Here is a 23,462-nt window from a genome sequence, read left to right on the forward strand (position 1 = left end):
CTAGCGAAATCTTTGTACACTTGCATTAATCAAACGTTCATTTGAATGTTTAACTATTAGAGGGTATCAATCCACACTAGTATATCTGCAAAGGAGATGAGGGTACTGTTAACCACGATTTTTTCCGCTGTTGCAGCTTACGTTGCGACCAGCATTGATTATGTCATCATTTTGTTGATTTTATTTTCGCAGACGATGAAAAAAGGTCAGTTAAAATCCATTGTTATCGGCCAGTATCTGGGGACAGCCCTCTTAGTGGGCGTCAGTCTATTAGCTGCTTATGGCTTGACGCTTGTACCGACTCATTGGGTCGGCCTGCTGGGTCTCATTCCGATTTATCTAGGAATCAAAGTCTGGAAAAGGGAAGAAGAGGAGAACAACGAAGAGGATCTCTTGTCTCGCTTGTCTTCCGGAAAGTCCAATCGCCTGTTTGTCACCGTCACGGTTATTACATTGGCGGCCGGCGGTGATAACATCGGTGTCTACATACCCTACTTTTCAACCTTGAATCCGAATGAAACCATCGTGATGCTGGTTGTCTTTGCTATCATGACAGCTGTTTTGTGTTACCTCAGTTACCGTTTGGCATCCGTTAAATCGATCTCTGAAACGATTGAGAAATGGGAACGGTGGATTGTGCCCGTAGTCTTTATCGGACTCGGTATCTTGATTATGGTAGAGAATGGGACCTTCCGTTTTCTTTGGAGTTTGGTGAATTGAGTTGATTCCACACCCTAAACTTCGATAGAAGAAATTCAATCGCTTTAAAAAACGAGTGAGTAAAAGGAGTGAAAGAAAATGGCAAAAGATATTTGTGATGTGGTCTGTATAGATGAGGAAAAGGTGGAACGCGTTCAGCAACAGCTGGCAGAACAGAATCCGCTGGAAGTGGCGAAAATTTTTAAAGCGTTATCAGACGACACAAGAATCAAGATCGCCTATGCCTTATCGCTGGAGGACAAACTTTGTGTGTGTGACGTTGCGAATATCATCGGCTCTTCCACCGCAACCGCCTCCTACCACCTGCGCCTGTTGAAAAATATGGGATTGGCGAAATACAGCAAGGAAGGCAAGTTGGTCTACTATTCACTGGATGACGCGCATGTGAAACACTTGGTGCAAGTGGCCTTCATCCATCAGAAGGAGGTTGTTTCCGTTGGTTGAAAAAACGAAGGAAACAGAAGACAAAAGCGTCTTCCGGGTTGAGGGCTTTTCGTGTGCGAATTGCGCCGGGAAATTCGAGAAGAACGTCAAACAGATTCCCGGTGTCCAGGATGCCAAAGTGAACTTTGGCGCTTCGAAGATTTCCGTCTACGGCGAGGCGACGGTCGAGGAACTGGAAAAAGCCGGCGCTTTCGAGAATTTGAAAGTAGCACCGGAAAAACCGAAACGCCAGGTGGCTCCTGAAGTGAACGTGGCAGTCGAAGACAAAAATGTCTTCCGGGTGGAAGGCTTTACATGTGCCAATTGTGCCGGAAAATTTGAGAACAACGTCAAACAGATTCCGGGTGTCCAGGACGCCAAAGTGAATTTCGGCGCTTCGAAAATTTCCGTTTACGGGACGGCCTCGGTTGAAGAGCTGGAAAAAGCCGGCGCTTTTGAAAACCTGAAGGTAGCGCCTGAAATCGCAGGACGTCCAGCAGGTCCGAAAACAGAAACCGAAAAAACAATGGCTGCAAAAGAGAAGAAAGTGCCGTTCTACCAGAAGCACAGCACCTTGCTCTACTCCACCCTGCTGATCGTCTTCGGCTACATTTCCCAATTCGTGAACGGCGAAGAAAACCTGCTGACGTCGCTTCTGTTTGTGGCAGCGATTGCCATTGGCGGGTACTCGCTCTTCAAAGTCGGCTTCCAGAACCTGATTCGCCTGGATTTCGACATGAAAACCCTCATGACCGTTGCGGTCATCGGGGCAGCCTTTATCGGTGAATGGGCGGAAGCGTCCATCGTGGTCATCCTCTTTGCGATCAGTGAAGCACTGGAACGCTATTCGATGGACCGGGCGAGACAATCCATCCGTTCGTTGATGGACATCGCTCCGAAAGAGGCACTGGTCCGACGGAATGGCCAAGAACTTCTAATCTCGGTGGACGATATTGTGGTGGGCGACACCATGATTGTCCGACCGGGACAGAAGATTGCGATGGATGGTACGGTTACTAACGGCTATTCGGCGGTCAATCAGGCGGCCATCACCGGTGAATCCGTGCCGGTCGCCAAAACGGTGAACGATGACGTCTTCGCCGGCACGCTGAACGAAGAAGGCTTGCTGGAAGTCAAAATTACCAAACTGGTCGAAGACACGACCATTGCGAAAATCATTCACCTGGTCGAAGAAGCGCAGGGCGAACGCGCCCCTTCCCAGGCATTTGTCGATAAGTTTGCGAAGTACTACACACCGATCATCATGGCGGTTGCCGCACTTGTCGCCATTGTCCCGCCCCTTCTGTTCGATGCTAGCTGGGAAACCTGGGTCTATCAAGGACTGGCTGTGCTCGTAGTAGGCTGTCCGTGTGCATTGGTCATTTCGACGCCGATTTCAATCGTGTCCGCCATCGGGAATGCCGCGAAAAAAGGCGTGCTGATCAAAGGCGGCGTGTACTTGGAGGAAATGGGTGCGCTGAAGGCCATCGCATTTGACAAGACCGGCACCCTGACCAAAGGGGTTCCCGTCGTAACGGATTTTGAAGTCATGAACAAGCAAGTAAACGAAAAAGAGCTGCTTTCCATCGTGACTGCGCTGGAGTACCGCTCGCAGCATCCCCTTGCCTCCGCCATCATGAAAAAAGCGGACGCAGAGAACATTTCATATTCTTCGGTATTGGTCGAGGACTTCTCTTCCATTACCGGAAAAGGGATTAAGGGAACCGTAGAAGGGATCACGTACTACATCGGTAGCCCGATTCTGTTCAACGAGTTAGGCGCGGCGAGCCCCAATGCGAACTTGGAACAGACCGTAACGGCCCTGCAAAACCAAGGCAAGACCGCGATGATCATCGGGACGGAACAACACATTTTGGCGGTCATCGCCGTGGCCGATGAAGTCCGGGACTCCAGCAAGGAAGTCATCCAGAAGCTGCACGACATGGGCATCAAGAAGACGATCATGCTGACGGGTGACAACAAAGCGACCGGTCAGGCCATCGGCCGAGAGGTCGGCGTCACCGAAATCCAGGCCGAGCTGATGCCGGAGGACAAATTGAATGTCATCAAACGCTTACGGGCCGAGTACGGCAAGGTGGCGATGATTGGAGACGGCGTGAACGACGCGCCGGCACTCGCCGCTTCTACGGTCGGGATTGCCATGGGCGGAGCCGGAACGGATACCGCTTTGGAAACGGCGGATGTCGCTTTGATGGGCGACGATTTGAGCAAGCTGCCATTCACGGTGAAATTGAGCCGGAAATCCCTGAATATCATCAAAGCGAACATTACGTTCGCCATCGGCATCAAAGTGATTGCGCTGCTATTGGTCATTCCGGGTTGGCTGACCCTGTGGATCGCCATCATGTCGGATATGGGCGCTACCCTTCTGGTTGCACTCAACAGCTTGCGGCTGATGCGCGTTAAAGAGTAACGAAAAGAGCTTTCCAGCCAACTGGAAAGCTCTTTTCTGAAATACATAGTAGGGCACTACGAATCTGAAGCATTCTCTTACTAATTCTCAAGATATAGGGTATGGATTTTAGGAGAGGTACCCTTTGCTAGTATCGGTTCGCCTCTTTTGAAATAAATGTGAGTGGAAATCACGGTTTTCGAATATTCAAATGCCGAAGGAGGAAGCAAACATGACGAATGAAGCAAAAAAGGAACTGGACTTATTGGTGATCGGAGCCGGATCGGGCGGCTATGTCGCGGCCATTCGGGCTGCGCAGTTGGGGAGAAAAGTGGTACTGGTGGATAAGGCCGAATTGGGAGGCGTTTGCCTGAACCGCGGCTGCATCCCTTCCAAGGCGCTGATCAGTGCCTCGGAACGAGTGAAACACATCCAGCATGCCGGGTCCATGGGCATCAAGGTTTCAGGTGACGTGGTCGTGGATATGCCGGAAGTGGTGAAATGGAAGGACGGCATCGTGAACAAACTCACGAGCGGGGTCCAGACGCTGCTGAAAGGCAATGGTGTGGAAGTGATCAGCGGGGAAGCTTATCTGACGGAAGCCCATACGGCAAGGGTCAAAACCGCTGACGGAGAACAGCTTTATGCCTACCAGGATCTGATCCTGGCCATCGGTTCGTTGCCGACCGAACTGAAAAGTTTGCCATTCGACCAAAAACGGATTCTCTCGTCAACGGAGGCCTTGACGCTCCAGGAAGTGCCGAACCACCTCGTGGTGGTTGGCGGCGGGTATATCGGGTTGGAGTTGGGAACGGCTTACGCCAAGTTCGGGGCCAACGTGACCATCCTGGAGGGATCGGATACCATTCTTCCCGGGACCGATCCAATGCTGACGAACGTCGTCAAACGCCATTTAAAAGACCTTGGCGTCACGGTCATCACCAACGCCCTCGTGCAAGGCGGGGAAAATACAGGGGAAGAAGTCAATGTCCGGTTCCAGGTGAATGGCAAGGACGAAGTCATGACCGGGGATTACTGCCTGGTTTCCATTGGGAGAAAACCGAACACCCGAACGATCGGCTTGGAAAATATCGGCGTTGAACTTGATTCGCGCGGGTTTATCCAAATCAACAAGCAATGCCAAACCAACGTTGACCATGTCTATGCAATCGGGGACTGCGCAGGCGGTGACCTCCTGGCTCACAAAGCCAGCTATGAAGGCAAGATTGCGGCCGAGGTGGCCAGCGGACAAAAAAGCGTGATTGATTTCCAAGCGATGCCGTTTGTCATTTTCAGCGACCCCGAAGTCGCGTATACCGGATTGACCGAAAAAGCGGCAAAAGAGCAGGGCTACAACACGATTTCCAGTCGTTTTCCGTTCCAAGCCAATGGCCGCGCCTTATCGGTTTCCGATGCCGACGGCTTCGTACAGATTGTGGCCGAACAGGAAACGAAACGGGTCTTGGGCGTCCAGATGGTTGGACCGGAAGTCTCATCGCTCATTGCCGAGGCCGTCTTTGCCATTGAGACCGGGGCGACTGCTGAAGACCTCAGCCTGACGATTCATGCCCACCCTACGCTTCCCGAGCCCCTGATGGAAGCTGCGGAAGGCATCATGGGCCACCCAATCCATATGCTGAACAAAAAATAATTTATAGCAAACACACATCGAGACCGGCCTGCACATTCATAAGCGCAGGCCGGATTTTTTACATTTATGTATATGCGGTTTGCTAAAGCGATGATTAATAAGTTAGATGGTCAATTCCTTCATTTTTCTCGCAAAAGAGTTACTCATGACAAAAAATCCACTTATATGGAAAGGACGCGAACTTCATGAAGGCAAATAAGACTAAAGCGTATATACCGGCACTCAAATACCATTGGATGACCCGATTCTATGACCCGTTAATTCAGTGGGGAATGCAGGAAAAAAAGTTAAAAATGCACCTGGTCCACCAAGCAGCTCTCCAACCTGATGAAGTGGTGATGGATCTGGCTTGCGGCACAGGGACACTCGCTCTTTTTCTTCAACATTCACAAGCCGGAGTGCATGTGATTGGGGTCGATGCTGACCCCGAAATATTAGCCATCGCAAAAAAGAAGAGAAAAGAAAATCAAGTCGATCATATCCGATTCGAGGAAGGATTTTCTGATCGGCTCCCTTTTTCTAATCATCTGTTCCATCATGTCTTTACCAGTTTATTTATTCATCATTTGTCGTTGGAGAAGAAGAAGGAAACATTTGAGGAAGTTCACCGGACACTCAAGTCAGGCGGCCAGTTTCATATCCTCGATTTCGATAATCCACAAAATGGCTTGATGCGTGTGGCCTTCCTCCCTGTCCAATTCCTGGACGGATTTGAAACCACTTCACCACATGTCAAAGGCATAATTCCGAATCTCTTGAAAGAAACCGGATTCGCTGCAATTGAGGAGACAGGGAAGTTCTCAACCATCGTTGGAACGTTACGAGCATACAGGGCTTTTAAGCCATAAATTTTTTTGATATTCAGCTACCTTCTTTCACCTACCGTATAAACATCTTCTATAGATATGTATTTCCCTTAAAATCACCTTGTAGTTTTGTTGAATAAAGCTTAAAAAGGATACTAGAAAGCCGGTCGTAAAAGCTCACTTTTATAGACAAAGAGGGAGAGCAAAGGCTAATCAAAGCGCATCTTCTCTCCCCCTGCTATTTACCCAGCTTCCGATAAATTCATGATATGTAAACCTAGTACCGTTTAGATGAACTCTTGCAAATTTCGGGAATAAATACTTGATATAATATTGGTTACGCAGTCAGTTTTTTCTAAGCCTTTTCAATTATTCAGTGTTGTTCCAGTCCTTTAATACCACGATAATAATGAAAAGGCTGTAAATAAGCAAAAACCATGAATTTTTCTGGTTCTGGACAGTATCGCCAACTTAGTGGAGAATTCGACTACCTATTGCTTCAGCTTGCCATGCGGTTTGTGCTTCCCTTGTCATTCCACCGTCACTTCCGCAGCAAGAGAATACGAAAAGTCAGCTGGCAGATCGAACGGCATCACACGCACCAAATCTCCTTCCTTCAATTCTTCATACGTCTCCACTTTCCCCTTGAAAACCGTGGCATCCGTCAAATGCACTTCCTCAATAGATGAATCGCCCCAAAAGCCAGTTGACACCGTTTCCACAGTAAAACTTGCTTCCGCTTTTTCAGTCACGACACCCTCAATGATTCCTAAAAAGAATGAACTTGACTGGATCAGTAAGGCAACCGCAACGAGCCAGACAAACATTTCGCTCAACGTAAAAAGGGATTGCTTCGGGTGCTTGGAAGCTTTCCACTCAAAGTACGCCTCCACTGCATAAGTCAGAATGATAAATACAATGAGATAGACGAGCATGTATACAATTGAATTCTCTTCGACAATGACATAAAAAGACGCTGCCAGCCCTGCAATCAGCAAAATCCCCCGTACAAACCAGTCCACTTTCAAGTGAGTTTCATTTACATAATTATTCGAAAAGAACATCTTCTTCCGCGGCTCGACGTTCAGCCACTTCTTGAGAGTGAATTTAATGATGGCGTTCACTGCGTACACAATGAATAGGAACAGTAAGATCTTAAACCACATATTGTGAACCTCCCTCCACTTACTTTTGCTGAATGATCAAAAAGAACTCCTTATATTGAAAATAGAATGGGAGTGCTTCCTTGTTCTTGCACTGGATAGAAGCAGGGAAAAATTTTTGCTTCCTATACACCATCTTACCATTTACATAACATTCGGAATTTTATTTTTAGTTATTTTTTATCATATCTAGCTTTCCCTTCAAACGGTTGTAAAACCATCAGTTCATATTAATATCCGCCACTTAAAAACCTGCAACAAACCTCCACAGAATATGGCCGTTCGTACAAGTACACTTCTCCAAGTAACAAGGGAAGAAACCTTAAATAGGTTCCTTCCCTTCTGATAACTTTGCGATATGTAAACTTATATTCTTTCAAAAGCGCGAATTTATATCCATACAGAATAGCCTTTTGAATGTATCATTTTTTCTAGCAAATCCATTCTTATCTCTCGCTCTTCGAAGATCGGTGAAATAAAGGTGTTGAATGTAACTTAATTAGCATTAAGTTACATTCAGAACTCTTAAAAGGTTTAGCGAGGACTCATTTTATTATACCGATGTCTTCCCATCCATATGCGACTTCGATTAAACGTTTGCCGTAGATTTCTAGGGATTTACTATCGACGACCTTACCGCCCATCTTTTCATAAAAACCACACGAACGATTATCTTTTAAAACCCAGATGAGCATGGAATTGATGCCTTTATTCAGCAGATCATTAACTGCTTCTTTCAAAAGTAATCTTCCTACGCCATGCGATTGATAATCTTTCAAGATATAAATTGAATATACTTCGCCTTCCAGCTTTTTATATTCCCCTGTTCTTTCTTTGCCATTATCGGCGAAACCGATAATCTTCCCTTTTTCATCTTCAGCTACAAAAACATCGCAGTTTTCAAGATTATTTTTCCATAACTTTTCTCTAGCGTCGTATGTCAGCTGGTTTAAATATTCATCCGGAACAATGCCACGATATGTGGTAATCCAACTATCTACATGAACCTGAGCTATTCCCCTTGCATCGGAAAAAGTGGCTTTTCTAATATTCATTTTTAGTCTCCTTTCACCTATAGATTGCCGTACTCGAATGTAACTTAATTCACATTAAGTTACATTCGAAAGCATAAAGAACTCAATCGATCAGTCCTATAAACTGATTGATTGAGTTCTTATGCTTTTAATGATTGAAAGCCGTTATTTCCCAAAAGTGTTTCTAAAAAAATCTGGTATATCATAATTTTACTGCTAATCAACTAATTTCCCCATTTACTTTCATTGCTATACGTTTCGTAATCAAATTTTGGTGAATATTCGTATTCTGCGTCATTTTTCATCTCGAATGCTTCACTAGCAACGTAAAGAATCGCTTCAAATTCCATATCCTTTGGCATGGAATTTGGATCATTTAAAACTTCATAGTAATAGTCTTTGCCGTTCGCTACTACTACACAGCGTGCATATAAAAATTCATCTGGGGAGAAATAAGTATCACCGTCTACATACGAGTCTTCCCCGATATTTTCCGCATATATTTTTCCATCTAAATCATATAGCAGTTTTGATAAAATATCCTCGAATTCATTTATATCTTCATTAGATTTTGCAGATAAATATTTGATTGCCTTTTTTAGAATTTTTTCGTCATAACCTGCATGTTTCCACTGAAACATGTTGACTATGTTCCAGAATTCATTCTCGTCCATACCAGCGTTAGTGCTCTTTTTGAACATAAATACACCTCTTAGCTTGATTTCATTCTCCAGGAATGCTTTGTCAGTGTCTTTTAATAAAATTAACATTTTAAGACTAGTAATAGAATACCACCAAAAATTGGCAAGTAAATACCGATGTTTTCGAATTTTTTAACAGGCTAAAATTGATGATGTGAATGTAACTTAACTGCACTTAAGTTACATTCAATTCTCCTAAATTAGCGCCTTTTGTTCGTTCCAGATCCTACCCATAAATACCTTGTGAAATTCCCCTACCATTCACGCCATTCTTCGATAATGTCTTCCTCTGTCTTCAACCCGACTTGCTGCGCTTTTTCCATAATGAAATCGTGAAGTTCCTCACGCTCCAGCGTCTCAATGAAAAAGTCATACTCCTCATTGAGCGCATTTAAACGGAGAACCACTTCCTTCACTTCCTGAACGATTTTCTTTTCAGATGGCTCTTGAAGGTGGGACAGTCTATCTTTATAACCTTGGAGTACGGTTTCGGTTGCCGCTAGATTTTCTTCGGTAAACTGATCATCTCCGTCGTCCATCCTTATTCGCCACTCTTCAGTAGGCAAAGAATCCTCTGACAGATTGGCGTTTTGCGAAACCGATTCCGTGTTTGCCGGAATGGATCTTGCGATAAAGGTAGGTCGGTCATTGACTCGAGGACCTTCTATCAGCCGATGGGAATAATGTTTCTTATTCGTAAAGTGGATATATTCCAATTCAATGCAAGGTGAGACATCTCCATCTACTATCGTAGAATCCCAAAACTGTATGCCTTTCAAATGAGGCAGTTGCCTAATGAATCGAATGGATGGAATCATTCCACAATTATTTAAAGTTAAATATTTGAGTGATTGAACTCTTCTGATCGATGAGAAGTCCTGTACATTTTTTGCACCCTCTATTTGGAGAGAAGTCAAATTTTTCGAAAGATGCTGGATCGCTTCGATATCAGCCAGGGCTCTCATTCTAAATAAGCCTAGGCTCTCTAAATTCTCCAATCCTTGAATTCCCTCTAGGGAAGTGATATTAGCATTGATGAGCTCGAGATCTACAAGGGCTTTCAACTCGGTAAATTTTTTCAGGTTTTTCCCTTTTGGCTTATAGCCCCAGATTTGTAGTTCCTTCAAGTTGGTGAGGCTGCCGATTCCTATCACTTTGGCCGGCAGTGTGCCAATAATCCTTTCTAATGAGGTCAACTGGCTGAAATCGACTGCCAGGGAACGGGAAGTATCATTGATTACCAAAGTTTTAAGTATCTTCAAATGGTAAATTCCATTTATATCTTTGATACTCGACCCTTCAAGCGATATATATTCGACGGTTGGACATTCGCTTAAGAAATCGATTTGTGATTCCTTATAGTCGTAGGTAATATCTACACTTTTGATTTGGTGTTCCTGAATATACTGGACGGATTCTTGTACATTTTCACTATCGATATATACGGTTTCTCCATCCTCGTCGTTTCTGATGCGAAGTTTACTTTTTTCCATAAGTCCTCCTTAGTTATCTTTTCTCTCTTATTATCAGAATCGAAACTCTTACGTTAAATATACTTAGAACTAAATATAATAGCTAGATAATCCTGGAAATAAAAGCGTTCGTAAAAGTACACTTTCGCGAACACTCCGAAATGGACTGAACATCAACAAAAGTAGCGTTCGTAAATGCACAAAATAACTTTACGAACGTTCACTAATTCTCACACACTTTTACGAACGTTTTTCGATTACCCTCTGCTTCTCTTTCACCGACGAGCCATCCTCAAAAATTATTTAACCAAAGAAAAACTGCCGGGAAGCTTCCCGGCAGTTTTAGCTATCTTTAGATGGAGTTTTCTCCGGTATTCGTGCGTGTTGCTTTATCTTTTTCATTCAATTCATGAAGCAGTTTTTCGCCTTCAATATCCAAATCCGGGAGAATCTTGTCGAGCCATTTTGGCAGCCACCAGATCTTGTCGCCGAACAGCGACATGACAGCTGGCACGAAGATCATGCGGATGAGGAAGGCATCGACAAGGATCCCGAACGCTAAGGCAAAACCGATTTGCTTGATCATGATGTCATCCGTGAAAATGAAGCCAGAGAATACCGAGACCATGATTAATGCGGCGGCAACGACCACTTTACTGGCCGTCTTGTAGCCGCTGACGATGGCTCCATCTCCTTTTTCACCGTGGATATAGGATTCGCGCATCGACGACACGAGGAATACTTGGTAATCCATGGCGAGTCCGTAAAGAATGCCGGTCACCATGATCGGGATAAAGCTCAGCAATGGCCCGCCGGTGTCGATTCCGAATAGCGATCCGAGCCAGCCCCACTGGAAGACGGCCGTTGTCGCGCCGAATGTGGCCATGATGCTCAATAGGAAACCGGCCGTTGCTTTGATCGGAATAAGGATCGAACGGAAGACGACTAGCAAAATAAGCAGTGACAGCACGACAATAATAGCGATGTAGATTGGGAATACTTCAGCGAGTTTTTCCGAAATGTCGATATTGATCGCCGTTAAGCCGGTCACACCAATTTCCGTGTTGGTGTTCTCAGTAGCTGCGGCATCTGTCCGCAAACTTTCCACCAATTGTTTTGTCGCTTCATCGGTCGGCCCATTTTCCGGGATGATGCTGATAATGGCGATGGTGCCATCTCCATTGAACCCGCCTGGAGATACTTCCGCTACGCCGTCCAGCTGTGAGATATTGCTGAGCAGCTGGAAATATTCTTGTGGATTCACCGCAGCTGCGTCTTGGTCTTTTACCACGACGAGCAGCGGGCCATTGAAGCCTTCGCCAAAGCTGTCGGAAATAACGTCATAACTTTGTCTGACAGCGGTGTCTTTATTGGCACTTTCACCAGAAGGCATGCCGAGGTTCATCTGCGCGACCGGCACTGCGAGGGTGCCAAGAATCACGATGACCAGAAGAATGGCTGCCCATTTCATTTTCAATAAGCCGGTGATCCACGCTCCGGCAAAGCCTTGTTTGGAACCTTTGCCCGCGAGTTTCTTGTTTCTTGCTTTAGCCGAAACAATCCGTTCGCCGATCAAGCCGAGCAATGCCGGGAGCAGCGTGAGCGCGACCAGTACATCGATCAACACGGTCAACGCCGCGACAAGCGCCATGCTGCTGAGGAACGAAATGCCGATGACCAGCAAGCCGCTGAGTGCGATGATGACCGTCAAGCCGGCAAAAAATACGGCGCTGCCTGCCGTACCGATTGCACGGGCAGCCGCTTCCTTAGCAGGTAATCCTTGTTCCGTGATCAGTTTGCGCTGTCTGTTGACGATAAATAGGGCATAGTCGATGCCGACTGCGAGACCGATCATCAAGGCGAGAACCGGTGTCAGACTGTTGATTTCGAACATGCTCGATAAGGCGAATGTCCCGCCGACGCCCACACCGACGCCGATCAATGCCACGACCAGCGGCAAGCCTGCAGCGATGAGTGAACCGAGTGTCACAACCAAGATGACCGCTGCGATCGCGAGCCCAATAATTTCATGCGTACCGCCGATTGGAATATCGACACCTTGCAGCGCGCCCGTCGGAATGACCGTAATGGAAGAATTGTCTTGAGCGATATTCGCAGCGTCCGCGAGTTCTTCGCGCTCCGCTTCACTCAAGTCTTCCGCCGTTTTGGTCAGTTGGAACTGGAATAATGCGACCGTGCCGTCTTCTGAAATCTGGATGCCTGGGACTGGCATATCCTGGACAATGAAAGGCCGGTGGTTGACTTCAGGCGTCGGAAGCTGGCTCATCATCTCTTGCATTGCCTGCATTTGAGCGATTGCTTCCTCGTCCTGCAGCATGTCCATTGGATTGACGACATGATCCAACCCGTACACTTCGTTTGCTGCCATAGCTAAAGCTTGGGCATTTGCCGGATCGTCAACGGCTTCTCCTTCGGGCACTTCGAACAGGTAACTGCCTTGTCCGCCGGATGCTGCCGGGTATTCTTCCGCCAACTCATCTAGCACGTCTTGTGCGGCGGTTCCGTCAATTCTTGTTTCACTGCTTGTATTCACGCCATTCGTGACGATGGCGGTAATGATGATTCCCAATATGAGAAGCCAGCTGGCAATGAAAATCCATGGCTTGCTATAGGCTGTTTTTCCGATACGATAAAAAAATCTCGACACGTGTGCAACTCCATTCTCTATTTGTATTAGTTAAAGCCTTTTCGCAAATGTGCAAAGACAACATCGATATATTGATTGAACTCGGTATCTACTTCGACTTGTTCTCCGCCTTCGGGTAATTTTACGGCGATGCTTTCGTCGAGAACCGGCAAAATCGCGCCGAATACCGCGCCAATCAGGATGTGGTAATACTCTTCCGGATAATCGCTGCCGAATTCTTCGCTGATGCCGCGTTTTGCAAAGTCCTGCACTTCCATCAACGCGCCGGTTACATATAGCTTGAGCGCCGGGTAGTTACGCGACAGCGAAATGAGCTGGTTGAGACGCCTTAGTTTATTGATCGTGAAACTACCACGGATATACAATTCGATGGTATCTAAAGGCGTGTAGTGTTCCGTGGAAAAGGCCGATTGACCGTCCCGTTCTAAATAATCATTCATCGTCAGGGCATTGGCGATTGCTTCTTCCTTGCATGAGAAGTAATTGGCGAATGTTCTGCGCGAATAGCCCGCCGTCTGGACGATATCTTCCACGACAAACCCATCCACACCCCGTTCCACCGCCAAGTTAAACGCGGCTTCAGCCAAAGCTTGGCGCGTCGCTATTTTTTTCTGATCCCGTAAACCGCTGTCAGTCATTACATCACCTCATTTTTAATTCTTACATGTTATACCACAAAACTTGCACAAAGAGCAAGTTTTCCCAATGTGCAAATTTCTCCTTCGTAAGTGATTATGAAAATAAGTTATCGTTAGCCATAATTTAAGCAAATCGTTTCTCGCCCAGAAATCAAAAATCGCAGACACAAAAAAGAACGTTCGAAAGCGTAGCTAACCACTTTCCGAACGTTCTTTTCTGTCGCATGAAACCTATTAGATAGTTTTATCCATTACACTTAACTTCTACTTAACACTTAACGATGGTTCTTCCTAGATGCTGCCCGTTCTTGATGGCTTCGATTGTTTCCGGTACTTCTTCAAGCGACACTTCATCGGTCAAGGTCGTTTGGGTGATATTCCAGTCCGTCGCCATCTTGTCCCAAATAGCTCCACGTTTTTCGATTGGCACATTGACCGAATCGATGCCGAGGAGATTAACGCCTCTTAGGATGAACGGCAGGACCGTCGCTGATATTTGAAGGCCGGCTGCGTTGCCGCACATGCTCATGCTGCCGCCGTAAGAAATTTGCGGGATGAGGACCGACGCCACATCTCCGCCGACAGTGTCCAGGACATAGTCGAATTTCGGCTTATTCAATGGCTTTTTCAGTTCGCCCAGGTCATCCGGGAAAATGGTTTGTGTCGCTCCGAGCGATTTCGCCACTTCTACTTGATGTTCTTTACGCACCAATGCGGTGATATTCGTGTAGCCAATTTTCGACAGGATCTGCAACGCGACACTGCCGACCCCGCCTGTAGCCCCTGTCACCAATAATTGCGGATTGTTGTCAGGATTCATGCCGTTTTGCTCAAGTGCCTGGATGGACAATGCCGCTGTAAACCCGGCCGTGCCGAATATCATGGCATCTTTCAAGCTCAATCCATTTGGCAATGGAACGATCCATTCAGCGGGAACGCGTGCATATTCCGAGAACCCACCGGTATGGCTCATCCCCATTTCAAAACCGGTGACAATCACTTCCTGTCCTTCGTGAAAGCGCTCATCCCCTGTATGTACGATCGTTCCGCTGAAATCGATGCCCGGGATCATCGGATAGTTGCGGATGACGCCTGCATTTTTCTGCACTGCGAGCATGTCTTTGTAGTTGATTGACGAATAGGCGACTTTGACGAGAACGTCACCTTTTGACAATTGCTCTTCGCCGGCTTGTTCTACGCCGAAGACCACTTCTTCTCCCTGCTCTTTTACGACAATTGCTTTAAATGAATCCATCCAAATTCCTCCTTTAGTACTGTGTTCCCGGAATGGTTCTGTGGCAAAACTAATTTCACACAAAACTTGCGAGCCTTAGTCATTATAGAAGAAATCGCTTCTGCCTTTCCTTTTGAACATAGCCGGAATTGTTTTTGAAGCTGCTCTTATTGCTTGAATGCCTTGATCAATCGAAATAGTTGAGCTGTCGTTACTTGCAAATTTTGTCTTGCAGTATCAGGATCTATCGCTTCGTTTAACGTCATTGGCTTTGTCAAAATGGAAAAGTATGAAGTAATTCCGATTTCATTTAAATCAGCAGCTTCTTCTGTAATACTACCAGCTAATGCAATGGCAGGTACACCCATTTTTTTAGCCAATTGAGCAACCCCCGACGCAGTCTTGCCCATGGAAGTTTGGCCGTCTAGCTTGCCTTCTCCTGTCACAACGATGTCCACACCTTTGATTTGTTCTTCCATTTTCACACTCTCAAGGATCAATTCTATGCCGCTTTTCAATTCGCCTTGCAAAAATCCGATAAAGGCAGCTCCTAGCCCTCCTGCAGCTCCAGCCCCTGGTGGATTTTGAATATCTTTGCCTAAGTCTTCCGATGCGATGCGCGCAAAATTGCGAAGCCCTTGGTCAAGTTCCTCTACCATCTCCGGTGTGGCGCCTTTTTGCGGGCCAAATATATACGCCGCCCCCGTTTCTCCATAGAGTGGGTTGGTCACATCACATGCAACGTTAAATTGCGCCTCACTTAGCGCTGGAGATACGTTTTCTGCATCAATACGGCGAATATCCTTCAACGACTGCCCGCCCAATTCTATTTCTTTTCCATGGCGATCCTGAAACTGGAACCCTAGCGCCTGAAGCATTCCCACTCCCCCATCGTTCGTGGCGCTTCCCCCTAGCCCAATGATGAAATCCCGGTAGCCTCTTTCGATTGCGTCATTGATCAATTCTCCTACGCCAAATGTTGTGGCGATTAAAGGATTGCGCTGCTCTTCCCGGATAAGGGGAAGACCACATGCTGCAGCCACTTCGATGACCACTGTCCGGTGATCGCCTAAAACCCCATATGTAGCTTCGATTTTTTCTTGCAGCGGCCCAATTACCGGAACCGTGAACAAGGTTCCTTTGGTTGCTTCAACCAGAGCTTCAACCGTTCCTTCTCCTCCATCAGCCAGTGGCAACATTTTTGTATCAGCCGATGGATAAACTTCTTTAATGCCCGCCGCTATCGCTTCGCTTCCTTGTTTTGAGGATAAACTTCCTTTAAATGAATCCATTGCAATCAATACTTTCATTTTCACACCCACCTCTTTAGAATTAGAAAAAAAGTCGCAATCGAATGTTATCGATTACGACAGGTTTTACTGAGTTTAGGCTTTCAATTCTACTTTAGCTAAGTTCTTGATGATGGCATCTGTGACATCAACCGTATCAGCAGAACCGCCCAAGTCACGGGTCAAAACTCCTTGTCTTGTCGTTTCTTCGATGGCACGATTCAAGCGGGCCGCTTCTTCCGTCAGCCCCAGGTGATCAAGCATCAACGCTGCGCTGCCAATAGTGCCAATCGGATTCGCTACGCCTTTTCCAGCGATATCCGGTGCAGATCCGTGTACAGACTCAAACATGCTCGGTGTTTTTCTTTCCGGATTCAAGTTTGCGCTAGCTGCGATTCCAAGACTGCCGGCAAGGGCGCTGCCTAAATCGGATAAGATATCTGCAAACAAATTAGAGGCGACGACGACTTCCAACTCTTCTGGATGAAGTACAAACTGAGCTGCCATGGCATCGACTAACCATTGATCTGTTTCGACATCCGGGTAATCTTTGCTAACGCGCGCAAATACTTCATCCCATAGTACCATGCCATATTGTTGGGCATTGCTCTTAGTAACGCTCGTCACTTTCTTTCGATCACGAGTCCGCGCCAAGTCAAATGCAAATCGGATAATCCGTTCACACCCTTTTTCGGTGAACAAAGACGATTGAACCGCTACTTCATTGCCAGTTCCGCGCCCGGCAAAATTTCGGCCGCCAACTCCCGAATATTCTCCTTCAGAGTTTTCCCGAACCAACACCCAGTTTAAATTGTCGACATCAGGGTGATTCAATCTTCTAGGTACTCCAGGCAAGAATTCCACAGGGCGTATGTTTGCCCACTGATCGAATCCTTGGCAAATAGCTAGACGTAAACCCCATAGGCTAATATGGTCAGGAACTCCAGGGAATCCGACTGCCCCGAAATAAATCGCATCGTGGTTTCTGATTTTCTCTACGCCGTCTTCGTCCATCATCTTGCCATTTTCCAGATAGTATTCACATCCCCACGGAAAGTAATCGCTTTCAAAAGCGAACTTTCCATTAGACTCTTCTGCTAAATGCTCTAACACTTTCATGCCTTCCCGGATTACTTCTTTACCGATCCCATCTCCCGGAATCACCGCTAGTCTGAATGTTTTAGTTTGGCTCATTATGATTTCCTCCTATGGCTGCCATTGCTGACAGGTTTATTGGTATTAATGTGTATACTATATTAACGTATACATTGATGTCAATATTAATTTAAATATTTTGAATAAAATAACCTTTAAGACTAAATAACAAGTTAAATAAGAGGAAATAAAAGAATTTAGAATATTTTTTAAATTTTATGTTGACTTAACGTATACATAATTATAAAATTCTAGCTAAGCAAGAAGAGACAAAGCAATGTAATCGACTCCTGTTTTTTGTAAGCGTTATCACTAAAATCTATCTGGAGAAAGAGGGGAATTTTTTATGGCAACGGTAAAAAGATTTTGGTTTCAGCTGTGGGCATGGGATGATCAAGCCAAGGCATTACTCAAAGCATTGTTAACTCTTAACGTTTTAGCGATGAGTACTATTATTCGTTCGACTCCTGAAAATTACAAAGAACGCAGCACAGAGATGGATTCCAAAAAACCTACTGAAAAATTAGCGAATTATACAAAACCACAATTAATCGGACTGTTTCTCGGACCCGCGCTTTTCTTAGTGATCAAAACATTCGTCTCACCCGATGACATGTCGGCTACAGCTGTGACTGTTTTGGCTGTAGTTGCTTGGATTGCCACCTGGTGGGTCACAGAGGCCATGCCGATCCCTATCACTTCCTTGCTTCCATTATTATTGTTCCCGCTTCTTGGCGTGATGGAAACGGGCGCAGTGTCTGCGAACTATGGCGATCCATTAATTTTCCTTTTCGCCGGAAGTTTTATGATAGCGCTATCAATGGAGAAGTGGAATTTACACAAACGTATCGCTTTGTCGATCATTTCATTTGTCGGTACGAATCCAAGCACCTTGATTCTCGGGTTCATGGTGGCAACTGCGTTTCTATCCATGTTCATCTCCAATACAGCTACTACTATGATGATGGTGCCGATCAGCCTTGCCGTCACTAAACATGTGGCAGATTCCCTTAAACAAAACAGTGAAATCGATACCTCTCCTGGCAAGTTCCCCTTCGGAACAGCTTTAATGCTCGGAACTGCCTACGCAGCAACCATCGGTGGGTTCGGTTCGCTCGTTGGTGCACCAGCCAATATTATTTTGGCTGCTACCGTCAGCACTTTGTATGATGTAGAAATCTCATTTGCACGTTGGCTCATGTTTGGGGTGCCTTTAGTAGCTTTGTTGATTCCGATCATTTGGCTTTATTTGACGAAAGTTGCTTTTCCACTGAAGTTAAATAGCATTCCAGGCGGGAAAGACATCGTCAAGAAAGAACTAAGCGGATTAGGAAAAATGAGCTACGAAGAAAAAGTGGTATTGGCTATCTTCACATTTACGGGTATTGCCTGGATTACCCGCAGCTTTATCCTTAATAACTTCATCCCTGGATTGGATGATACCTTGATCGCTTTGTTCGCCGGCATTCTTCTTTTTGCTATCCCTGCCAAAAATCAAGGCGGCAACATTTTAGACTGGGACACCATCCTTAAACTGCCTTGGGGTATTTTATGGCTGTTCGGCGGAGGACTTGCTTTAGCTGCCGGCATCATGGAATCTGGCCTTGACCAATGGATTGGCGGACAATTGACTGGATTCGGCAATATCCCGCTGTTTCTTACGATCGCCTTGATCGTTGGCACAATTACCGTTATGACTGAATTCACTTCGAATACAGCAACCGCCACGATGGTCTATCCAATCGTTGCAGTTGCGGCTGCCACACTAGGAACCGATCCGATTGTATTGATGGTTGCCGCCAATATGGGAGCCACGTTTGCTTACATGTTCCCGGTTGCGGCTCCGCCGAATGCCATTGTTTTCGGAACCGGCTATATTAAAATGAGCACCATGGCATTAACGGGGGTTTGGCTCAATTTGTTCTCTCTCGTTTTCACAGTCATCATCGTTTACTTCTATGTCCCATTGATCTTTGGCCACTTGATGTAGCTCAATCGGTACATTAAAAGACTGCCTCTCTAAATTAGAGAAGGCAGTCTTTTAATTTCCATCCACTTTCAATTGATTGATCTTCCCGAGCACTTCAAGTATTTCTTTTTGGGCTCGTCTTCTATGTGATTGAATTAGCATGCTTGCAGCTTTGCCATCTTTAGCAAGCATGCAAAAAACGATCGCTTTATGTTCGACAATCGAACGCATCGGAAGAGGGCGGTCATTGATAGTAAACAATCTTGCCCGGTACGACTGGTCAGCAAAACTATCAATTACGGTTTTTAACCGTTTGTTGCGGGCATATTCAATGATTTTTGAATGAAAGAGATCATCCAGGTAAGACCATTTTTTCAAATCCTCTTGCGCAAGAGCTGCTTGCTGTTCCTCGATAATGGCTTCTAACTGGTCTAGCTCTTGCTTTGTAGCGTTTTGCGTTGCCATATCTATGGCTAGGCTATCCAAAGTCGTGATAATTTCATACACTTCTTTTAGATCTTCTTGTTCAATAGGCTCTACAATGAACCCGCGACGCGGGACCAAGCGAACAACCCCTTCAATCTCTAAACGCACCAAGGCTTCCCTGACAGGTGTACGGCTCATTTGCAAGGCTTCGCTGATCTCGCGTTCGAGAAGGGCAGTCCCAGGTGGAAGGATTAAATCACGAATGGCCAACCGAATGGTATGGTACGCCCGCTGAGGCAAGCGGTACTCGTCCATGCCTTGTAAATTCCCGATAAATAGCTGAAGTTCGTCGTCTCTATACATATTTTCTCCACTCCAAACTATTTCGTCTTTGACAGTATTTTAACATAAGCAATTCCAGTTAATTATAACGACAATAATTTTGGGTTACAATATTGGGCGGCCCTGTTCTCACTGCTTCTTTACTCACTCCACAAGCTCCTATTCACCCGATTCCAGTGCATTAGTCTACCCTTGATTTTAATTGACTTCTTTCCTACAAGGGTTATAATGGAAAACAATATCCGCATAACGAATATTTGCCCAAGCATTTCGGCATATAAGAACAAAAGCGATGATAAGAACGAGTACCTGTGACTGAAGCATACAGAAAGCGGCCGGTTGATGAGAGGCGCATGCGGTGTCTGGGGAAATACCTCTTTGAGCTGTGTACCGAACTTTTAGTAGGCTACACCGGAGTTGCATCCGTAATCCGTGCAGGAGTATCGCTTCGGCCGTACTTTCCAAGGGAAGCTGTGCGAGCAGTTTCCAAACTAAGGTGGTAACACGCATATCCGCGTCCTTTAGGGTTTTTCCCTAGAGGGCGCTTTTTTGTATTCTGATCGTTTTTGCGATATGGCCCATTCCAAGATAAGGAGATGTTAGCATGCTACTCACACCCGCTGAACAACTGAAAATCATCGAAAAAGGAGCCGCCGAAATCATCGACGAAGGCGAATTGCTCGAAAAACTCGAGCGCTCATACAACGAACAGCGCCCGCTGACGATCAAGCTAGGGCTCGATCCATCGGCACCAGATATCCACCTTGGCCATGCCGTCGTTTTGCGCAAGATCAAGCAATTACAAGACCTCGGCCACCAGGCGGTCATTTTAATTGGCGACTTTACGGGGCGCATCGGCGACCCTTCCGGCAAAGCCAAAGGACGGACCGCGCTCAGTGATGAAGCGGTACGGGAGAATGCGGAAACTTACTACGAACAGATTTTCAAAGTGCTTGATAAAACGAAAACGACAGTACGCTTTAATAGCGAATGGCTGTCGAAGCTGAATTTCGAGGAAGTGTTGAAGCTTGCCGCAAGCACATCGGTCGCGCGCATGCTCGAGCGGGACGATTTCCAGAACCGCTACCAAAATCAGTCGCCAATCGGCCTGCACGAATTTTTCTATCCGCTCATGCAAGCCTACGATTCCGTTGAAATAGGGGCCGATATTGAAATCGGCGGCACCGATCAAACCTTCAACATTTTGATGGGCCGCACGCTTCAAAAGCATATGGGACTGGAAAAACAAGTCGCCATCTTCATGCCGATTATCGAAGGGCTCGACGGCGTGGAAAAAATGAGCAAAAGCCTTGGCAATTACATCGGCGTCAGCGAGGCGCCTGAAGTCATGTTCAAAAAAGTCATGGAAATTCCAGATCCTCTAGTCTTCAAGTACTTCGAACTGACGACAGATGAGCATCCCTTAGCGATTGAATCCTTGCTCGACCGGCTAGAAGACGGCGAAAACCCGCGAAATATCAAACTCGAACTGGCTGAAATCATCACGGGGCTCTACCATGGCGACGAAGCGATGAAAAAAGCGAAAGATTATTTCGAGACGGCTTTCCAAAAACGCGAAATCCCGGAAGACATTCCTTCACTACGGGTGGAAAACGGCAAGGAACGCATCGAAGACATCATCCCGCAATTGGTGAAACAGGAATTCGTCCGCAGCAAAAGCGAATTCCTCCGACTGATCGAACAAAACGGGGTATCGTTTAACGGTGATAAACTGACACACGAAGAACTCGGTACCGCCATCCAGAACGGCGACGTCCTGCAGATCGGCAAAAAACGCTTTTTGCGTCTTGAAAAATAGTCATAGGAAAAGGCGCAGAAACGGACATCCGTTTCTGCGCCTTTATTCACTTTATTTTTTATACTGCATGTAAACAACTTGTGTCGCAAGGAAGTCTTCCATGCCGTGCTTGCCATCTGCCCCGCCGAGTCCGGATTGGCGCATGCCGGCGTGATAGCCTTGTACTGCTTCGAAGTTTTCGCGGTTGACGTAGGTTTCGCCAAATTTCATTTCATTGACGACACGCATGGCTTCGTTCAAGTCGTCTGTATAAACAGAAGATGACAAGCCGTAGACAGTGTCATTAGCCATGTCAATCGCTTCTTCGATGGTGCTGAAGGTCGTCATCGGCAGCACCGGACCGAAGATTTCTTCACGCATAATATCAGAGTCGTGGGTGACGTTCGTCAAAATGGTCGGCTTGTAGAAGAAGCCGGCATTCTGATCTGCGCGCTCCCCGCCTGTTGCAACGGACGCCCCTTGTGCTACAGCATCTTTGACCATGCCTTCGACTGTCTCTAAGCGGTCCTGGCTGATCAATGGTCCCATCGTAACGTCTTTGCTTTCTCTCGGATCGCCGAGTTTTGTCGCTTCAAATGCTTGAACCAGTTTTTGGGTGAATTCTTCGGCGACACTTTCATGGACATACAAGCGCTCGGCATTCGTGCACGCTTGCCCGCCGTTTGCGAGTCTTGATGTGGTGATGGCTTTTGCGGCCAAGTCCAAGTCGGCGTGTTGCGTGACGATAGCTGGGGCTTTGCCGCCAAGTTCGAGATTGACCTTGGTAATGTTTTGCGCTGCGGCTTCCATCACTTTCGTACCAGCCGGCAAGCTGCCTGTCATGGTAATCATCTGTACCTTCTTGTGCGAGGCTAGCGCATTGCCGATTTCCGAGCCGGTACCGGTCACGACATTGTAAACGCCTGCTGGAATTTCTTCCATCGCATCGACGATTTTCGTGAATTCCATGGCGGTGTTCGGAGTTTGCTGGCTCGGCTTGATGACGATCGTGCAGCCTGTGACGAGCGCAGTCGCGACTTTCCGGGCCAGAATGAACACCGGGAAGTTCCAAGGAATGATGCCTGCCACGACGCCAATCGGCTTTTTGTAGACCAGAATATTTTCATTCGGGCGGTCGCTTGGGACGATTTCCCCTTCGATCCGTCTTGCCCATTCGGACATATAATGGAAATAGTCAATCGCGAGGTCGACTTCGCCGCTCGCCAGTTCATAGTCTTTTCCTTGCTCTTCTTGCAATAAGTCGATAAATTTGTCGCGGTTTTCAGCAATTTTATCGCCCAGTTTGCGGACAATTTTCCCGCGTTCGATGTTTGGCGTCAGTTCCCACGCTTGCTGGGCCTGATGTGCTGCTTCTACTGCTTTGTTGACATCTTGTTCCGTGCCTTTTGGAATCTTGGAAATCACTTGTTCCGTTGCCGGATTGATAATGTCGATCCATTCGTCTCCAGTAGATGTTATATATTCGCCGTTCACGTACATTTGGTGAGTTCGCAAAAGATCTCCTCCTAATTTTTCTAATTAGTAGGTTTTTCCCTTTTC

The 23,462-nt window shown here is 46.4% G+C and carries 18 protein-coding genes, 1 pseudogene and 1 other annotated feature; of the genes and pseudogenes, 7 read left to right on the forward strand and 12 right to left on the reverse strand.

Annotation, left to right across the window (positions count from 1 at the left end; genetic code table 11):
- Positions 1-105: 105 nt before the first annotated feature.
- The 5 genes from AY633_RS07425 to AY633_RS07445 all read left to right on the forward strand — a co-directional run bounded on the left by AY633_RS07425 (position 106) and on the right by AY633_RS07445 (position 6,055).
- The gene (locus AY633_RS07425; RefSeq protein ID WP_068487902.1) at positions 106-720 is read left to right on the forward strand and encodes a CadD family cadmium resistance transporter; all 615 of its coding nucleotides are present in this window, start codon (positions 106-108) and stop codon (positions 718-720) included.
- A gap of 78 nt (positions 721-798) precedes the next feature.
- The gene (locus AY633_RS07430; protein ID WP_068487689.1) at positions 799-1,164 is read left to right on the forward strand and encodes an ArsR/SmtB family transcription factor; all 366 of its coding nucleotides are present in this window, start codon (positions 799-801) and stop codon (positions 1,162-1,164) included.
- The gene (locus tag AY633_RS07435; RefSeq protein WP_068487690.1) at positions 1,157-3,577 is read left to right on the forward strand and encodes a heavy metal translocating P-type ATPase; all 2,421 of its coding nucleotides are present in this window, start codon (positions 1,157-1,159) and stop codon (positions 3,575-3,577) included. The genes AY633_RS07430 and AY633_RS07435 overlap by 8 nt, the downstream gene beginning before the upstream one ends.
- A 211-nt stretch (positions 3,578-3,788) precedes the next feature.
- Positions 3,789-5,207 carry a dihydrolipoyl dehydrogenase gene (gene lpdA / locus AY633_RS07440; RefSeq protein ID WP_068487691.1) on the forward strand — a complete coding sequence of 473 codons (1,419 nt, stop codon included), beginning with the start codon at positions 3,789-3,791 and terminating at the stop codon, positions 5,205-5,207.
- A 185-nt stretch (positions 5,208-5,392) separates the two neighbouring features.
- The gene (locus AY633_RS07445) at positions 5,393-6,055 is read left to right on the forward strand and encodes a class I SAM-dependent methyltransferase (RefSeq protein ID WP_068487692.1); all 663 of its coding nucleotides are present in this window, start codon (positions 5,393-5,395) and stop codon (positions 6,053-6,055) included.
- 488 nt (positions 6,056-6,543) lie between these two features.
- On the opposite strand, the gene AY633_RS07450 is transcribed toward AY633_RS07445, so the two are convergent.
- The 10 genes and pseudogenes from AY633_RS07450 to AY633_RS07490 form a co-directional block, all read right to left on the reverse strand.
- Positions 6,544-7,179 carry a DUF4181 domain-containing protein gene (locus AY633_RS07450; RefSeq protein ID WP_068487693.1) on the reverse strand — a complete coding sequence of 212 codons (636 nt, stop codon included), beginning with the start codon at positions 7,177-7,179 and terminating at the stop codon, positions 6,544-6,546.
- Positions 7,180-7,721: 542 nt separating this feature from the next.
- Positions 7,722-8,231: a GNAT family N-acetyltransferase gene (locus tag AY633_RS07455; protein ID WP_068487694.1), complete on the reverse strand. Its 510-nt coding sequence runs from the start codon at positions 8,229-8,231 to the stop codon at positions 7,722-7,724.
- Positions 8,232-8,434: 203 nt separating this feature from the next.
- The gene (locus AY633_RS07460) at positions 8,435-8,980 is read right to left on the reverse strand and encodes a DUF4240 domain-containing protein (RefSeq protein WP_260804534.1); all 546 of its coding nucleotides are present in this window, start codon (positions 8,978-8,980) and stop codon (positions 8,435-8,437) included.
- A gap of 185 nt (positions 8,981-9,165) precedes the next feature.
- Entirely contained in the window at positions 9,166-9,450 is a 285-nt protein-coding gene (locus tag AY633_RS16865; RefSeq protein ID WP_141705908.1) for a hypothetical protein, read from the reverse strand.
- Positions 9,451-9,681: 231 nt separating this feature from the next.
- Positions 9,682-10,404 (reverse strand): annotated as a pseudogene (locus AY633_RS16935) (hypothetical protein); the annotation flags it as partial.
- A gap of 331 nt (positions 10,405-10,735) precedes the next feature.
- Complete coding sequence (locus tag AY633_RS07470) at positions 10,736-13,051, reverse strand: MMPL family transporter (protein ID WP_068487697.1); 2,316 nt, start codon at positions 13,049-13,051, stop codon at positions 10,736-10,738.
- Positions 13,052-13,077: 26 nt separating this feature from the next.
- Complete coding sequence (locus AY633_RS07475; protein ID WP_068487698.1) at positions 13,078-13,689, reverse strand: TetR/AcrR family transcriptional regulator; 612 nt, start codon at positions 13,687-13,689, stop codon at positions 13,078-13,080.
- A gap of 268 nt (positions 13,690-13,957) precedes the next feature.
- Positions 13,958-14,944, reverse strand: coding sequence for a YhdH/YhfP family quinone oxidoreductase (locus tag AY633_RS07480; protein ID WP_068487699.1), 987 nt, complete (start codon positions 14,942-14,944; stop codon positions 13,958-13,960).
- A gap of 146 nt (positions 14,945-15,090) precedes the next feature.
- Positions 15,091-16,233: a glycerate kinase family protein gene (locus tag AY633_RS07485; protein ID WP_068487700.1), complete on the reverse strand. Its 1,143-nt coding sequence runs from the start codon at positions 16,231-16,233 to the stop codon at positions 15,091-15,093.
- A 75-nt stretch (positions 16,234-16,308) separates the two neighbouring features.
- Positions 16,309-17,406 carry a tartrate dehydrogenase gene (locus tag AY633_RS07490; RefSeq protein WP_171900915.1) on the reverse strand — a complete coding sequence of 366 codons (1,098 nt, stop codon included), beginning with the start codon at positions 17,404-17,406 and terminating at the stop codon, positions 16,309-16,311.
- Between the two features lie 403 nt (positions 17,407-17,809).
- On the opposite strand from AY633_RS07490, the gene AY633_RS07495 reads away from it, so the two are divergent.
- Positions 17,810-19,357, forward strand: coding sequence for an SLC13 family permease (locus AY633_RS07495; protein WP_260804535.1), 1,548 nt, complete (start codon positions 17,810-17,812; stop codon positions 19,355-19,357).
- Between the two features lie 51 nt (positions 19,358-19,408).
- Here the strand turns inward: AY633_RS07495 and AY633_RS07500 are convergent, their stop codons facing one another.
- Positions 19,409-20,125: a GntR family transcriptional regulator gene (locus AY633_RS07500; protein ID WP_068487703.1), complete on the reverse strand. Its 717-nt coding sequence runs from the start codon at positions 20,123-20,125 to the stop codon at positions 19,409-19,411.
- A 262-nt stretch (positions 20,126-20,387) separates the two neighbouring features.
- Positions 20,388-20,629 (forward strand) — a binding site (T-box leader).
- A gap of 79 nt (positions 20,630-20,708) precedes the next feature.
- On the opposite strand from AY633_RS07500, the gene tyrS reads away from it, so the two are divergent.
- On the forward strand, positions 20,709-21,923 hold the full coding sequence (gene tyrS / locus AY633_RS07505; protein WP_068487704.1) for a tyrosine--tRNA ligase: 1,215 nt from the start codon (positions 20,709-20,711) through the stop codon (positions 21,921-21,923).
- Positions 21,924-21,974: 51 nt separating this feature from the next.
- Here tyrS and aldA read toward each other — a convergent pair whose 3' ends face one another.
- The gene (gene aldA, locus AY633_RS07510; RefSeq protein ID WP_082799198.1) at positions 21,975-23,417 is read right to left on the reverse strand and encodes an aldehyde dehydrogenase; all 1,443 of its coding nucleotides are present in this window, start codon (positions 23,415-23,417) and stop codon (positions 21,975-21,977) included.
- Between the last annotated feature and the right edge of the window lie 45 nt (positions 23,418-23,462).

This window comes from Planococcus maritimus, assembly GCF_001592825.1.
GTDB lineage: Bacteria > Bacillota > Bacilli > Bacillales_A > Planococcaceae > Planococcus > Planococcus maritimus_C.